Source organism: Xanthomonas sp. DAR33341 (genome assembly GCF_003992815.1).
Classification (GTDB): Bacteria; Pseudomonadota; Gammaproteobacteria; order Xanthomonadales; family Xanthomonadaceae; genus Xanthomonas; species Xanthomonas cissicola.
Map to the genome: position 1 here is coordinate 267,405 of NZ_QEYV01000034.1, position 15,661 is coordinate 283,065.

The 15,661-nt window shown below is 65.8% G+C and carries 13 protein-coding genes; 12 read left to right on the forward strand and 1 reads right to left on the reverse strand.

Annotation, left to right across the window (positions count from 1 at the left end):
- Positions 1 to 5 precede the first annotated feature (5 nt).
- From EO156_RS17430 to lpxC, 11 genes are all read left to right on the forward strand, one after another.
- Positions 6 to 1,481, forward strand: a complete 1,476-nt coding sequence (locus EO156_RS17430; RefSeq protein ID WP_016849202.1) for a UDP-N-acetylmuramoyl-L-alanyl-D-glutamate--2,6-diaminopimelate ligase — start codon at positions 6 to 8, stop codon at positions 1,479 to 1,481.
- Positions 1,478 to 2,989: a UDP-N-acetylmuramoyl-tripeptide--D-alanyl-D-alanine ligase gene (gene murF / locus EO156_RS17435; RefSeq protein WP_016849201.1), complete on the forward strand. Its 1,512-nt coding sequence runs from the start codon at positions 1,478 to 1,480 to the stop codon at positions 2,987 to 2,989. Before EO156_RS17430 ends, murF begins: the two co-directional genes overlap by 4 nt.
- Positions 2,979 to 4,064 (forward strand): phospho-N-acetylmuramoyl-pentapeptide-transferase, encoded by a 1,086-nt coding sequence (mraY, locus tag EO156_RS17440; protein ID WP_003485285.1) that lies wholly within the window; start codon positions 2,979 to 2,981, stop codon positions 4,062 to 4,064. Before murF ends, mraY begins: the two co-directional genes overlap by 11 nt.
- Positions 4,064 to 5,440 (forward strand): putative lipid II flippase FtsW, encoded by a 1,377-nt coding sequence (gene ftsW, locus EO156_RS17445; protein WP_003485283.1) that lies wholly within the window; start codon positions 4,064 to 4,066, stop codon positions 5,438 to 5,440. Before mraY ends, ftsW begins: the two co-directional genes overlap by 1 nt.
- Positions 5,437 to 6,717 (forward strand): undecaprenyldiphospho-muramoylpentapeptide beta-N-acetylglucosaminyltransferase, encoded by a 1,281-nt coding sequence (gene murG / locus EO156_RS17450; protein WP_016851293.1) that lies wholly within the window; start codon positions 5,437 to 5,439, stop codon positions 6,715 to 6,717. The genes ftsW and murG overlap by 4 nt, the downstream gene beginning before the upstream one ends.
- On the forward strand, positions 6,714 to 8,147 hold the full coding sequence (gene murC, locus EO156_RS17455; RefSeq protein ID WP_005927613.1) for a UDP-N-acetylmuramate--L-alanine ligase: 1,434 nt from the start codon (positions 6,714 to 6,716) through the stop codon (positions 8,145 to 8,147). The genes murG and murC overlap by 4 nt, the downstream gene beginning before the upstream one ends.
- The gene (locus tag EO156_RS17460; RefSeq protein WP_005927610.1) at positions 8,144 to 9,100 is read left to right on the forward strand and encodes a D-alanine--D-alanine ligase; all 957 of its coding nucleotides are present in this window, start codon (positions 8,144 to 8,146) and stop codon (positions 9,098 to 9,100) included. The genes murC and EO156_RS17460 overlap by 4 nt, the downstream gene beginning before the upstream one ends.
- 106 nt (positions 9,101 to 9,206) lie before the next feature.
- Positions 9,207 to 10,043 carry a cell division protein FtsQ/DivIB gene (locus tag EO156_RS17465; protein WP_016851294.1) on the forward strand — a complete coding sequence of 279 codons (837 nt, stop codon included), beginning with the start codon at positions 9,207 to 9,209 and terminating at the stop codon, positions 10,041 to 10,043.
- The gene (gene ftsA, locus EO156_RS17470) at positions 10,040 to 11,275 is read left to right on the forward strand and encodes a cell division protein FtsA (protein ID WP_016851295.1); all 1,236 of its coding nucleotides are present in this window, start codon (positions 10,040 to 10,042) and stop codon (positions 11,273 to 11,275) included. The genes EO156_RS17465 and ftsA overlap by 4 nt, the downstream gene beginning before the upstream one ends.
- Positions 11,276 to 11,565: 290 nt before the next feature.
- The gene (gene ftsZ / locus EO156_RS17475; RefSeq protein WP_003485270.1) at positions 11,566 to 12,804 is read left to right on the forward strand and encodes a cell division protein FtsZ; all 1,239 of its coding nucleotides are present in this window, start codon (positions 11,566 to 11,568) and stop codon (positions 12,802 to 12,804) included.
- 236 nt (positions 12,805 to 13,040) lie between these two features.
- Positions 13,041 to 13,952, forward strand: a complete 912-nt coding sequence (gene lpxC, locus EO156_RS17480; protein WP_016851296.1) for a UDP-3-O-acyl-N-acetylglucosamine deacetylase — start codon at positions 13,041 to 13,043, stop codon at positions 13,950 to 13,952.
- A 185-nt stretch (positions 13,953 to 14,137) separates the two neighbouring features.
- On the opposite strand, the gene EO156_RS17485 is transcribed toward lpxC, so the two are convergent.
- The gene (locus EO156_RS17485; RefSeq protein ID WP_005910885.1) at positions 14,138 to 14,584 is read right to left on the reverse strand and encodes a DUF721 domain-containing protein; all 447 of its coding nucleotides are present in this window, start codon (positions 14,582 to 14,584) and stop codon (positions 14,138 to 14,140) included.
- On the opposite strand from EO156_RS17485, the gene EO156_RS17490 reads away from it, so the two are divergent.
- Complete coding sequence (locus tag EO156_RS17490; RefSeq protein WP_003485267.1) at positions 14,585 to 15,526, forward strand: M23 family metallopeptidase; 942 nt, start codon at positions 14,585 to 14,587, stop codon at positions 15,524 to 15,526.
- Positions 15,527 to 15,661 lie beyond the last annotated feature (135 nt).

Sequence of the window (15,661 nt, forward strand, 5' to 3'; positions counted from 1 at the left end):
GCTCCATGGCGCTCTCGCAGTTGCTGCCGGACGTGGCGTTGACGCACGACCTGCAGGTGTCCGGGCTGGTGATGGATAGCCGTGCCGTGCGTCCGGGCGATGCCTTCGTGGCGATCGCCGGTTTCGGCGCGCATGGTCTGGGCTTTGTCGAACAGGCGCGCGCCAATGGCGCAGCGGCGGTGTTGTTCGAGCCACCGGCTCCCGATGGACTGCCGGTCCCGGCCGATGCGATTGCCGTGCCCGGTTTGCGTGCGCGCCTCGGCGTGATGGCCGATCAATTCCATGGCCGGCCGTCGCAGGCGATGCGTATGGTCGGCGTCACCGGTACCAACGGCAAGACCTCCACCGTGCAGTTGCTGGCGCAGGCATTGACGCTGCTCGGTACGCCCACCGGCACGCTTGGCACCTTGGGCGTCGGTCTGTATGGCGCGGCCGTGCCGACCGGTTTCACCACGCCGCTGGTGCTGCCCACGCATGCCTTGCTGGCGCAGTTGCGCGATGACGGTGCGCAGGCCGTGGCAATGGAAGTCAGCTCGCACGCGCTCGATCAGGGCCGCGTGGATGCGGTGCATTTCGACGTGGCGGTGTTCACCAATCTCACCCGCGACCATCTCGATTACCACGGCGACATGGCGCAGTACGGCGCGGCGAAGGCCAAGCTGTTCGCCCGCGCGGGGTTGAAAGCGGCCGTGGTGAACCTGGACGATGCGTTCGGCCACACACTGTTCGCTGCGCTCGATCCCGCGCTGCGCGCGATCGGTGTGAGCTCGCGCGCGCATGCCGACGCCAGCGTGAGCGCGCAGGCACTGCAGCTGGACCACAACGGCATCAATTTCGCGCTCAATATCCGGGGCCAGGTGCATCCGGTGCATTCGCCGCTGCTGGGCCGTTTCAACGTGGACAACCTGCTGGCCGTGGCCGGCGCGTTGTGGGCGATGGAGTTTGCGCCTGCGCAGATCGCCAGCGTGCTCGGCCAGTTGCAGCCCATCCGTGGCCGCATGAACCGCCTTGGTGGCGCACATGGCGCACCGTTGGTGGTGGTCGATTACGCACACACGCCCGATGCGCTGGAGCAGGCATTGAGCAGCCTGCGCTCGCATGCGCAGGACCGCCTGATCTGCGTGTTCGGCTGCGGTGGCGAGCGCGACACCGGCAAGCGCCCGCAGATGGCAGCGATCGCCGAGCTCAAGGCCGACGTGGCGATCGTGACCGACGACAACCCGCGGGGCGAGGACGGCGATGCGATCGTGGCCGATATCCTGCGCGGCTTCGCGCGACCGGATGCGGCCATCGTGCAGCGCGACCGCGCTGCTGCGATCCATCAGGCCATCGGCATGGCCAGCCCATCGGACATCGTGTTGATCGCCGGCAAGGGCCACGAGCCGTATCAGGAAGTTGCCGGCGTGCGGCATGCCTTCGACGACGCCCTCGTGGCGGCGCAGGCGCTGCTGCCACGGACCGTATTGGGAGTGCGCCCATGAAGCTCACGCCCCTGTCGTTGATTGCCCATTGGGCCGGCGGCGAGCTGCACGGCGACGACGCCATGATCGATGCGGTCGGCAACGACACCCGCACGCTCGCCGACGGCAGCCTGTATGTGGCGCTGCGCGGCGAGCGCTTCGATGGGCACGACTTCGCCGCCGAGGCGGTGGCGCGTGGTGCCAGCGGTGTGCTGGTCGAACGCCTGCTGCCGGCGCTGAGCGTGCCGCAGGTGGTGGTGGACAACACCGAGCTGGCGTTGGCGCGCATCGCCGCCGGCATGCAGCGCGACCGCGCCACGCGTGTGCTTGCGCTGACCGGCTCCAACGGCAAGACCAGCGTCAAGGCGCTGCTGCTGTCGATCCTGACCGAAGCCGGGCGCGTGGATGGCACCACCGTGTACGCCACGCCGGGCAACCGCAACAACGAGATCGGCCTGCCGCTGGCGGTGCTTGCCGCGCCCGACGATGCGGACGTTGCGATCTACGAAATGGGCGCGGGCAAGCCGGGCGATATCGCCTATCTCACCGAGATTGCGCAGCCGCATGTGGCACTGGTCAACAACATCGCGCCCGCGCATCTGGAACGCCTGGGCAGCTTGCTCGGCGTCGCACAGACCAAGGGCGCCATCTACGCCGCATTGCCCGCCGGGGGTGTGGCGGTGATCAACGCCGACGACGCTTTCGGCATGTGGTTCGAGCAGCAGTTGCAGAGCCAACCGGTGCAGGGACGTCGCGTGTTGCGCTTTGGCGTGCAGGCCAGTGCCGAGATCACTGCGCGGCAACTGCGTCTGCACCCTGGCGGTGCGCAGTTCACCCTGGTGACGCCGCAGGGCGAGGCGCAGATTGCGCTGCCGTTGCCGGGCCGCCACAACGTGCTCAACGCACTGGCGGCAACCGGCCTTGCACTCGGTGCCGGCATCGCCTTGCCGGTGATCGCGGCCGGTCTGGCGCAGGCGCGCGCGGTGGCCGGCCGGCAGATCGCACAGACCTTGCCCAATGGCGCGGTACTGATCGACGACAGCTACAACGCCAACCCGGGCTCGCTGGATGCGGCCATCGACGCCTTGGCCGCGGCACAGGGCGAAGGCTGGCTGGTGCTGGGCGACATGCGCGAACTCGGTGCCGAAGGCGTCGCATTGCATGCCGCGGCGGGACGTCGCGCGCGTGCGGCCAAGCTGCAGCGGCTGTATGCGCTGGGCGAACTCAGCGCCGCCGCGGCGCAGGCATTCGGCGAAGGTGGCCGCGTGTTCGCCACGCATGCCGAGTTGATCGACGCCTTGCAGGCGGATCTGGTCGGAGCCGCCAGCCAGCTACAGCAAATGCAGCAACACGCATCAGGAAATACGCAGGAACATGCAGTGAATCAAGAACAGCAATCGCCGTCTGTGGCCGCTCTTTCGGGTGCCGCCTCCATCACGATCCTGGTGAAGGGCTCGCGCGGTAGCGCGATGGACCGCGTCGTCACCGCGCTGCTCGCATCGGCGGAGGGCGCATCCCATGCTGCTTGAGTTGGCCCGTTGGCTGCAGCAACTGGAGAGCCTGTTCGGGCTGTTCAACTATCTGACCTTCCGCGGCATCTTGGCTGCGCTGACGGCGCTGTTCCTGTCGTTGTGGATGGGACCTGCGGTGATCCGCAAGCTCGCCCAGTTCAAGGGCGGCCAGCCGATCCGCCAGGACGGTCCGCAAACGCATTTTTCCAAGGCCGGCACGCCGACCATGGGCGGTTCGCTGATCCTGCTCACCGTCACCTTGTCGGTGCTGCTGTGGGGCGACCTGCGCAACCGCTACGTGTGGTTGGTGCTGGCGGTGATGATCTGCTTCGGTGCGATCGGCTGGTACGACGACTGGATCAAGATCGTCAAACGCGATCCCAATGGTTTGAAGTCGCGCTGGAAGTATCTGCTGCAGTCGATCTTCGGACTGGCCGCTGGCTTGTTCCTGTACTACACCGCCGACGTGCCGGCGGCGATCACGTTCTACATCCCGATGTTCAAGTCGATCGCGCTGCCGCTGGCCGGCGTGAGCTTCGTGGTGATCGCCTACTTCTGGATCGTGGGCTTCTCCAACGCGGTGAACCTCACCGATGGCCTGGATGGCTTGGCCATCATGCCGACCGTGCTGGTGGCCTGCGCGCTGGGCGTGTTCGCGTATGCGTCCGGCAACGTGGTGTTCGCCGAATACCTGAAAATTCCGCTGATTCCCGGTGCCGGCGAGCTGATCATCATCTGCTCGGCGATTGCGGGGGCAGGCTTGGGCTTTCTGTGGTTCAACACCTACCCGGCGATGGTGTTCATGGGCGACATCGGCGCGTTGTCGCTGGGCGCAGTGCTCGGCACCATCGCGGTGATCGTGCGTCAGGAGATGGTGCTGGTGATCATGGGCGGCGTGTTCGTGATCGAAACGCTGTCGGTGATGATCCAGGTGGCCAGCTTCAAGCTGACCGGCAAGCGCGTATTCCGCATGGCGCCGATCCACCACCATTTCGAGCTCAAGGGTTGGCCGGAGCCGCGCGTGATCGTGCGCTTCTGGATCATTTCGGTGGTGCTGGTGCTGATCGGCCTTGCCACGTTGAAGGTGCGCTGATGAACGACATGTCCCGCCAGGCAACACGACTGGACGCCATCGGCGGCCGCTACGACCCGTGGCTGCTCGGGGCCGCAGTCACGCTCGCGTCGCTGGGTGTGGTGATGGTGGCGTCCAGCTCGATCGAGCTGGAAGCCAGCCCGTTCTACTACCTGACCCGCCACCTGCTGTTCCTGGGGGGCGGCATCGCGCTGGCGTTCTGGGCGATGCGCACCGAGCTCAAGACCATCGAACAGCACAACCAGATGCTGTTGCTGGCCTGCTTTGTGCTGCTCGTGGTGGTGTTCGTGCCTGGCCTGGGCAGCACCGTCAATGGCGCCAAGCGCTGGATCAACCTGGGCGTATCGCGGTTCCAGGTGGTCGAATCGGTGAAGGTGTTCTACATCATCTGGCTGGCGAGCTATCTGGTGCGTTTCCGCGACGAGGTCAACGCGACCTGGCAGGCGATGCTCAAACCGGTATTCGTGGTCGGCTTCCTGGTCGGCCTGTTGCTGCTGCAGCCGGACTTCGGCTCCTCGATGCTGCTGCTGAGCGTGACCGCCTGCATGCTCGTGCTGGGCGGTGCGCCGATCGGGCGCATCATCCTGCCGATCCTGCTGTTGCTGCCGGCCCTGGTGGCATTGGTGATCTTCGAGCCGTACCGCATGCGGCGCGTGACCTCCTTCATGGACCCGTGGGTAGATCAGCTGGGCTCCGGTTACCAGCTGTCCAACGCGCTGATGGCCATCGGCCGCGGCCAGTGGACCGGCGTGGGCCTGGGCGCTTCGGTACAGAAGCTCAACTACCTGCCCGAATCGCATACCGACTTCATCTTCTCGGTGATCGCCGAGGAACTGGGCTTTGTGGGCGTGTGCGGCGTGATCGGGCTATACGCGCTGCTGGTCGGTCGCGCCTTCTGGCTGGGCATGCGCTGCGTGGAAATGAAGCGGCATTTCTCCGGCTACATCGCTTTCGGCATCGGCCTGTGGATCGCGATGCAGAGCTTCGTGTCGATCGGCGTCAACCTGGGCATCCTGCCGACCAAGGGGCTGACCCTGCCACTGATTTCGTCAGGTGGCTCGTCGGTGCTGATGACCTGCCTTGCGATGGGCGTGCTGCTGCGGGTGTCCTACGAGGCCGATCGCGCCGAGCGCCTGCGCAGCAAGTTGTCTCCGCAGGGCGCGGCCAGCTCGCCAGCTGAGCCGGCCGAGCCGGTGGTCGATTCGGTGCCGCCGGCGTACGCGCCTGCGCACAAGCCGCAGCGCGACACTGCCGCCGCGCCCGCACCGGCCGCCGCCCCGGTTGCCGCCGCCTACGTAGCGCCTGCGTCGGCCATCCTGCGCGGCACCAGCCGCATGCAACCGCGTGTGGAACCGACGTTCGGGAGGATTGCGTGAGCGTTTCTGCCAATGCCGCGCAAGCGCACGCACAGCCATCTGCGGTGCTGCGGCCGGTCATGATTCTGGCCGGCGGCACCGGCGGGCACATCTTCCCGGGCTTGGCCGTGGCCAAGGTGCTGCGCGCGCGCGGCGTGCCGGTGACCTGGTTGGGCGCCGATGGCGCCATGGAAACCCGCCTGGTGCCGCAGCACGATATTCCCATCGATACGCTGGCCATCAGCGGCTTGCGCGGCAAGGGCGTGGTGAAGTTGCTCGGTGCGCCGGTGCGGGTGATGCGCGCGGTGCGCGCTGCCGGCTTCGTGCTGCGCAAGCGCCAGCCGCGTGCGGTGATCAGCTTTGGCGGCTTTGCGGCCGGCCCGGGCGGCCTGGCCGCGCGCCTGCTCGGTGCGCCATTGCTGGTGCACGAACAGAATCGCGCACCCGGCATGACCAACAAGGTGTTGTCGCGTTTCGCGCGCCGCGTGCTGACCGGTTTTCCGGGCAGCTTCGCTGGCGAAGAAGCGGTGGGCAACCCGGTGCGCGCGGAAATCGCGGCATTGCCTGCGCCGGCCGATCGTTTGTTCGGTCGCACTGGCCCGGTACGCGTGCTGGTACTAGGCGGCAGCCAGGGCGCGCGCGTGTTGAATCAGGCGCTGCCGGCTGCGCTGGTCGTACTCGGCCATTCTGAGGTCGAGGTGCGCCATCAGTGCGGCGAAAAGCTGCGCGCCGAAGCCGAAGCGGCCTATGCACAGGCAGGCGTCAACGCCAGCGTCGAACCCTTCATCGCCGACATGGCCGCTGCCTATGCCTGGGCAGATCTGGTGGTATGCCGCGCCGGCGCGTCCACCCTGGCCGAACTGTGCGCCGCCGGTGTCGGCAGCGTGCTGGTGCCGTTTGCCGCCGCCGTCGACGATCATCAAACCCGCAATGCCGAATACCTGGTCGGCGCCAACGCCGCCGTGCTGCTCAAGCAGGACGACAGCCTGCCAGTGCGCTTGCAGCAGGTACTGCAGACCCTGCTCGCCGACCCGGCACGTCGCCTCTCAATGGCCAACGCTGCCCGCACCCTGGCCAAACCGGACGCCGCCGAGCGCATCGCCGACATCATTCTTCAAGAGGCAGGGAATGGTCCATCGGGAATGGGGAATGGACACAGCTCAGAACAACCGCAGGAACGCACATTGATGCACGCAGACAAGCGCCCCGACCAAGTTTCCGTCGCCGCTGGCGCTCAGCTCCACACCATTCCCGATTCCCGATTCCCGATTCGCACCTCCACTGGAGGTGCCCGGTGATCCGCCGTCTGCAAGACAGTGGCGATCTGGTGCGGGCGTTCCCGCGCGTGCATTTCGTCGGCATCGGCGGTACCGGCATGAGCGGCATTGCCGAGGTGATGTTGACGCTGGGCTACGAAGTGTCCGGCTCGGACAACGCCGACAACGCGGCCACGCGCCGGCTGGCCAAGCTGGGTGCGCGCGTGATGCGCGGCCATTCGGCGGCCAACGTGCTGGGCACCGATTGCGTGGTGGTGTCCAGCGCCATCCGCGAAGACAATCCCGAGCTGATGGAAGCGCGCAGCCAGCGCATTCCGATCATGCCGCGCGCGGCGATGCTGGCCGAGCTGATGCGTTTCCGTCGCGGCATTGCGGTCGCCGGCACGCATGGCAAGACCACCACCACCAGCCTGGCGGCTGCGGTGCTGAGCGAAGGCGGGTTGGACCCGACGTTCGTGATCGGCGGGCAGCTGCTGGCCGCAGGCGCCAACGCCAAGCTCGGTGGCGGCCAATGGTTGGTCGCCGAAGCCGACGAAAGCGATGGCAGCTTCCTGCGCCTGAATCCATTGATGGCGGTCATCACCAACATCGATGCGGATCACCTGGAAAACTACGGCAACGATTTCGCCCGCGTGCAGGCCGCATTCGCCGAATTCCTGCAGCGCCTGCCGTTCTACGGCCTGGCGTTGCTGTGCATCGACGACCCGGAAGTGGCTGCACTGGCCGGCAAGACGCCGCGCCACGTGATGAGCTACGGCATGAGCGAAAACGCCGACGTGCGCGCCGAAGATGTGGTGCAGGACGGCCCGCGCATGCGTTTTACGCTGCGCCTGCCCGAAGGCACCACCACCCCGGTGACGCTTGCACTGCCGGGCCGCCACAACGTGCTCAATGCGCTGGCGGCTGCCGCAATCGGCTGGCAGCTCGGCGTGGCGCCGGACACCATTGCGCGCGCGCTGGAAAATTTTGCCGGCATCGGCCGTCGGTTCAACGATCTGGGCGAAGTCACCACCAGCACCGGTGCGCGCGTGCGCGTGGTCGACGATTACGGCCATCACCCGCGCGAACTCGAAGCCGTGTTCGCTGCAGCACGTGGCGGCTGGCCGGACAAGCGTCTGGTCGTCGCCTTCCAGCCGCACCGCTATAGCCGCACCCGCGATCAGTTCGACGCCTTTGCCGCGGTGCTCAGCACGGTCGACGCGTTGGTGCTGAGCGAGGTCTACCCCGCCGGCGAAGCGCCGATTCCGGGCGCCGACTCGCGCGCACTGGCGCGCGCCATCCGTGCGCGCGGCCGCAGCGAACCGGTGGTGGTCGGCCAGATCGCCGGTCTTGCCGAAGTGTTGCCGGACGTCCTGCAAGACGGCGATCTGCTGTTGATGATGGGCGCCGGCGATATCGGTTATGTGGCCCAGCACATCATCAACAACGGGTTTGTCGGAGAACAGGCATGAGCGCGTTGGTCGGCAACGCCCGCACCAGCGATCCGGCTGCCTTTGGCCGCGTCGCCGTACTGCTCGGCGGCACCTCGTCCGAGCGCGAGGTGTCGTTGAATTCCGGCAGCAACGTGCTGGACGCGCTGCGCGCACGCGGCGTGGATGCGCAGCCGGTGGATGGCATTCCGGCCTTGGCCAAGGCATTGGTCGCGCAGCAGTTCGATCGCGTGTTCAACGTGCTGCACGGACATAACGGCGGCGGCGAAGACGGCATCGTGCAGGGCCTGATGGAAGCCTTCGGCGTGCCATATACCGGCTCGGATGTGCTGGGTTCGGCGCTGAGCATGGACAAGATCCGCACCAAGCAGGTGTGGTTGTCGCTGGGCCTGTCGACGCCGCGCTATGCGCGGCTGGCCGCTGGCGCGAGCGCCGAGGACATTCATGCCGCTGCACGCCAGATCGGGTTGCCGATCATCGTCAAGCCGGCCAATGAAGGTTCCAGCGTCGGCGTCAGCCGCGTGTTCGACCAGGCCCAGCTCGAAGAAGCGGTGACCCTGGCGGCGCGCTACGACGGCGCGCTGCTGATGGAGCAACTGATCGAAGGCGACGAACTCACCGTGGCCGTGCTCGGCGACACCGCGTTGCCGTCGATCCGCATCGTGCCCAAGGGCCAGTGGTACGACTACAACGCCAAGTACATCGCCGACGACACGCAATACCTGTGCCCGGGGCTGGAAGGCGAGGCCGAAGCGCAGATCCGCCAACTCGCGCTGGACGCCTTCCGCGCTGCCGGCTGCCGTGGCTGGGGCCGCGTGGACGTGATGCGTGATGGCAGCAGTGGCCAGCTGTATCTGCTCGAAGTCAACACCGCTCCCGGCATGACCAGCCACTCGCTGGTGCCCAAGGCCGCCCGCCAGCTCGGCATCGATTTCGAAACGCTGGTCTGGCGCGTGCTGGAGCAGACGCTATGAAGCCGGGAATCGTGAATCGTGAATCGGGAACGGGTAACAGCGGATGCGCTGTTGCCGTTGCGATTCCCTATTCCCGACTCCCAATTCCCGTGTGCGGAGCGCGCCCATGAACGCCACCCTGCGCATCCTGGCCTGGTTGCTCGCGCTGGCGTTGGTCGCGCTGCCGGTGGTGGCCGTGCTCAATGGCTGGGTCGGTGCCGAGCGCTGGCCGTTGGCGAAGTTGCGTGTGTCCGGCGACTTCAAGCGGGTGCCGGCCGAAGAGTTGCGTGCAGTGGTGTTGCCGTATGCGCGTGCCGGCTTCTTCGCGGTGAAATTGCAGCAGGCGCAGGATGCCATCGCGCGTTTGCCGTGGGTGGAAAGTGCGCAGGTGCGCAAGCGCTGGCCGGATGTACTGGAAGTGCATGTGACCGAGCACAAGCCGTTCGCGCGCTGGGGCACCGACCGCATGCTGTCCGAGCAGGGCCGGCTGTTTCGCACCCCGCCGCTGTTGAAGGATTTCAAGTTGCCGCAGCTGGGTGGTCCAGACAGCAAGACCCAGGATGTGGTGGCGCTGTACAACGAATCACGCGCCCTGTTCGCACCGACCGGGCTGGATGTGGAGCGTCTTGAGATGGACGCGCGCGGCAGCTGGTCGCTGGGGCTGAGCAATGGCGTGCAGATCGTGGTCGGCCGCGACGATGCACGCGCACGTCTGCAGCGCTTCGCACGCGTGCTGCCGCAGCTGTCCGACCCACAGCGCCCGATCGCCCGCGCCGACCTGCGCTACACCAACGGATTCACGGTCGAACGGCGAATGGAGAGTGGGGAATCGGGAATGGAGAAGAAACCCAAGCCGGCGTCACCCGCCGCGCCTCACCCACTTGTCCTCGAAACTCCCCGCATTCGTGCACCGCTGTTGACCACTCCCCATTCCCCATTCGCTATTCCCGGCTTTAAGACATGAATCGCAAAGGCGACAAATCCCTCATCGTTGGACTGGACATCGGCACCTCCAAGGTCGTTGCGCTGGTCGGCGAGTACTCGCCCGGCAATCCGATCGAAGTGATCGGCATCGGTTCGCATGAATCGCGCGGTCTTAAGCGCGGCGTGGTGGTGGACATCGAATCCACCGTGCAGTCGATCCAGCGTGCGGTGGAAGAGGCCGAGCTGATGGCCGGTTGCGAGATCCGCTCGGTGTACGCCTCGATTTCCGGCAACCACGTGCAGTGCAAGAACTCCCCCGGCATCGTGCCGATCCGCGACGGCGAAGTGACCTGGAGCGATCTGGAGCGCGTGCTCGATGCCGCCAAGGCCGTGGCCATTCCGGCCGATCAGCGCATCCTGCATGCGATTCCGCGCGAGTACGTGCTGGACGATTCGCAGGAAGGCATCCGCAACCCGGTCGGCATGACCGGCGTGCGCCTGGAGGTGCATGCGCACCTGGTGGTGTGCGCGCAGTCGGCGGCGGCCAACATCACCAAGTGCGTGCAGAAGTGCGGCCTGCAGGTCGACGATCTGGTGCTGTCGTCGCTGGCATCGTCGGTGGCGGTGTTGACCGCCGACGAACGCGAGCTGGGCGTGGTGCTGGTGGATATCGGCGCCGGCACCACCGACCTTGCGGTCTACGTGCAGGGCGCGATCTGCCACACCGCCTCGCTGCCGATCGCCGGCGACCACGTCACCAACGACATCGCGCACATGCTGCGCACGCCCACCCCGGAAGCCGAGCAGATCAAGGTGCGCTACGCCTGCGCGCTGGCGCAGCTGGCCACCGCCGAAGAAAGCATCCAGGTGCCGTCGGTGGGCGACCGCCCGCCGCGTCGCATGCCGCGGCATGCGCTCGCGCAGGCAGTGCAGGGCCGTTACGAAGAAATCTTCGAGATGGTGCAGGCCGAACTGCGCCGCTCCGGTTTCGAGGAAATGGTGCGCGCCGGCATGGTGCTCACCGGTGGCGCCTCGAAGATGGAAGGTGTGGTGGAACTGGCCGAAGAAATGCTGCAGATGCCGGTGCGCGTGGGCATCCCGCAGCACGTCACCGGCCTGGGCGAAGTCGTCGGCAACCCGATGCACGCCTCCGGCGTTGGCCTGTTGCTGATGGGCAGCCAGATCGAACACCCGCGCCGGCCATCGATTCCGACCGGGCGCGCAGGCAGCTTGTTCAAGAAATTGAAGAATTGGTATCGCGGGGAATTCTGAAGAACCGGGAATCGGGATTCGAGAATTGGTTGAAGCAAAGGCAAAGCGGTTGCGGCAGATTTGAGTGGAGAGCGGTGAGAGCGGGCAGGGCGTAGTTTTTTTTGCGGTTCCGTCGAGGAAGCAGTGGTTGGCGTGGAGGTGATTCGCTGTTGCGATTCCCCATTTCCAACTTCCCATTCCCGGCATTCAAACAACAACATTCGCCGACATGCGGGTGTTGGGCTGGCGACGGAGCAATCCGATTCCCCATTCCCGATTCCCCATTCACGGCATCTAAAGAGGACACTGACATGGCACATTTCGAACTGATTGAAAAAATGGCTCCCAACGCGGTCATCAAGGTGGTGGGCGTCGGCGGCGGCGGTGGCAATGCCGTCGCGCACATGGTCAACACCAACGTCGATGGCGTGGAATTCATCACCGCCAACACCGACTCGCAGGCGATCAAGAACTGCGGCGCCAAGCTGCAGCTGCAGCTCGGCACCAATGTCACCAAGGGCCTGGGCGCAGGCGCGAATCCGGAAGTCGGCCGTCAGGCCGCGCTGGAAGATCGCGAGCGCATCATGGACGCGCTGCAGGGTGCGGACATGGTCTTCATCACCGCCGGCATGGGCGGCGGCACCGGCACCGGCGCCGCGCCGGTGGTGGCGCAGCTGGCCAAGGAAATGGGCATCCTGACCGTGGCCGTGGTCACCAAGCCATTCCCGTTCGAAGGCCGTCGTCGCATGCAGGTGGCGCTGAAGGGCATCGAGGAACTGAGCCAGCATTGCGACTCGCTGATCACCATCCCCAATGAAAAGCTGATCACCGTGCTGGGCCGTAACGCCACCATGATCCAGGCGTTCCGCGCTGCCAACGACGTGCTGCAGGGCGCCGTGCAGGGCATCGCCGACCTGATCGTGCGCCCCGGCCTGATCAACGTCGACTTCGCCGACGTGCGCACCGTGATGTCGGAAATGGGTCTGGCCATGATGGGCACCGGTTCGGCCCGCGGCGACGATCGCGCGCAGGCCGCTGCCGAAGCCGCCATCCAGAACCCGCTGCTGGACGATGTGAACTTGGCCGGTGCCAATGGCATCCTGGTCAACATCACCGCCGGCCCGGACTTCACCATGTCCGAGTTCGACGAGATCGGCCGCACCATCGAGGCCTTCGCGTCGGAAGACGCCACCGTGGTCGTCGGTACCGTGCTCGACCCGGACATGCAGGACGAAGTGCGCGTGACGGTGGTGGCCACCGGCCTGAACCGTGCGGTTGCCCGTCAGACCCAGCGTCCAGACCAGCGCGCACCGATCAAGTTGGTGCGCAATGCCACCACCGGCCAGCCGGAATTCGGCGATTTCGACACCACCAGCGGCGATGCGGTGTCCAAGGCCGTCGGCGGCAGCATGGGGCTGGGCCTGCGCCGTCCGAGCAGCGACTCGGTCGGCAGCGGCAGCCACAACAGCGGTGGCTCCTCGACGCCGGCGGCAGACCTGCCCAACGATTACCTGGATATCCCGGCGTTCCTGCGCCGCCAGGCCGACTGAGGAGCGTCGGCTGCGTCGCCACGGTGACGTAGCCCGTCCTACCCCGAAGCCCGCGTCGGGTTGCACCACCATGTCATGTCATTTCTGCCGGATCGGTGCCGATCCGGCAGCTTTTGCCATCGCGTGACTGACTGATTACGGTTGCCGTCACGCGCGACTTGTTAAAATTCGGATAATCTCAGCGGAATAGACAGTCGGTTCAGCGTCTGTCTGCATTGTTCATCCAGACTTCGCATATGACCCAGCAACGCACTCTCAAGAACACCATTCGCGCCACCGGTGTCGGCCTGCACAGCGGCGACAAGGTGTACATGACGTTACGGCCGGCTCCGGTCGATCATGGCGTGGTGTTCCGACGGGTGGACCTGGAACCGGTCGTCGAAGTCCCCGCAGATGCCGAGTTGGTCACCGAGACCACGCTGTGCACTGGGCTGACCTGCAACGGCGCCAAGATCCAGACCGTCGAACATCTGATGTCCGCGTTGGCGGGCCTGGGTGTGGACAACGTCATCGTCGAACTGTCCTCGGCCGAGTTGCCGATCATGGATGGCTCGTCCGGCCCGTTCGTATTCCTGCTGCAGTCGGCAGGCATCGTCGAACAGAGCAAGCCCAAGCGCTTCATCCGGATCACGCAGACGGTGGAAGTGCGCGACGGCGACAAGGTGGCGCGCTTTGAGCCGTACGAAGGCTACAAGCTCGGCTTCACCATCGAATTCAATCACCCGATGATTCCGGCCAAGCAGTCGCGCCAGGAAATCGAGTTTTCCACCTCGGCGTACGTCAAGGAAATCTCGCGCGCGCGCACCTTCGGGTTCATGCACGACCTCGAGTACATGCGCGAGCGCAATCTGGGCCTGGGCGGCTCGATGGACAATGCCATCGTGCTGGACGAGTTCCGCGTGCTCAACGAGGACGGCCTGCGTTACACCAACGAATTCGTGCGGCACAAGATTCTGGACGCCATCGGCGACCTGTATCTGGCTGGCGGCGCCATCCTCGGCGCCTACGAAGGCTTCAAATCCGGCCACGCCCTCAACAACAAACTGGTGCGTGCGCTGTTGGCCGACCAGGCCGCCTGGGAATGGGTCAGCTTCCCGGAAGGCACCGAGCAGCCGCCGGTTACCTACGCCAGCCCTGTCTACGCTTGATGTCAGGGAATGCCCTGGTCGACGTTCGAAGTGTGAATCCGGTCGTATTTTAGGCCCGTTCTTAACATTTATTTAAGGCTTCTCTAACTCCTGCGGGCCACATGCCCGCTAGGATGCGTCGGGTCATGTGCGGTCTTCGCAACTCTTTCACGCACTGGCGGCCGCTCCGGATGGGCGGCACGGCTTCACCGTTTGGTCGGTAACACGTCCTGCAGAGAAGCCAACGCGTCGCGCAAGCCTTTGTGCGTCGCCTCGGATACAGGTTTGGGACGGTCGCGGTTCTGCTGCGTTGGGGAATGCAGCGGCACGGTTGCGGTCTTGACGGTCACCGCGGTGGCCTTCAGTCCGACGGATCGGGCGGCATCCAGGATTTGGGTTTCGGCAAGCCGCACCTTGGCATGCCAGACCGGCGAATCCACCAGAAAAACGAGCTGTTCGCCTCGGACATTGGCCAACCGGCAACGGGTGGACAAATGAGGTGGTAACAGGGGGCGCAACTGCCGGTCCAGCGCATCGAGCCACAAGGCTCGGCGCAAGGGGTCGCCAGCCTTTTCCCCCAGCGCGGCCTCGATGGCCGGTTGTGGAGTGGAAGGGTTGCGTGCGTTGGACTTGGGCTTGGACATGACACTCATATGGCGTTGAACAAAGTTGTAATCAAATCTCGGCAGACCCGGGCGCAGCGTGTGGCCCGACAGTTCCAGGACTTTGCAGCGGATCGACCGATGGTGGTGCTTGGCGCGGTATTGGGCCTGGGCATGTTGATCGGCGTCGGTGCAAGCACCGCCACCGGCATGGTGACCAATTCGGCGCTGCAGGCCAAGGTTGCGCAGCAGCAGGCCGAGCTGGCCCAGGCGCAGCGCGCCTCGCAGGCGCAGGTCAATGCGCTGGCCGCCCGTCTGGGCGAGCTGCAAGCGCAGGCCACCCGCCTCAATGCGTTGGGCGAGCGCCTGACCGAAATGGGCAAGTTGAAGGACGGCGAGTTCGACTTCGACGAGCCGGTCGGCGTCGGTGGCGGCGATGAGCCGGTCAGCGACATGCCGGTGCAAGACTTCAAGGAGACGTTGGGGCAAGTGGAGCAGCAGTTCTCCGCCTCCGGCCAGCAATTGAACGTGCTGGCCTCGCTGATGTTCGATCATCAGCTGGAGCAGAATTCGGTGCCCTCGCGGATGCCGATCCGCAACACCTACATCACCTCCGGTTTCGGCGGCCGCGCCGACCCGTTCGACGGCGGTTCGGCCTTCCACAAGGGCGTGGACTTCCATGCCAACGTGGGCGACCCGGTGCTGTCGGTCGCCGATGGCGTGGTCAGCTACGCCGGTGTACGCGGCGGTTACGGCAACGTGGTCGAAGTGGATCACGGCAACGGTTATGTGACCCGCTACGCGCACAACTCGCGCCTGGTGGTGAAGGTGGGCGATCTGGTGCGCGCCGGCCAGCAGGTCGCGCGTGCCGGTTCCAGCGGCCGCTCCACCGGTGCACACGTGCATTTCGAGGTGTGGGCGGACGGGCGCGTGGTCAATCCGCGCAAATTCCTGGGTGAAACCACGCCAGTGGGACGTCAGGGGCGCGGTTGACGAGGGCGCGGGCCGCGCTTGATTCGTGAAGGCCCGCCCCAAGCTACAATAGGGTGTTGCCATCGACAGGGCGCAGTGCGCCCTGTTTCGTTTACGGCGGTCGGGTCTGTGGGGACCGGCGTCGGTCAAACCGTT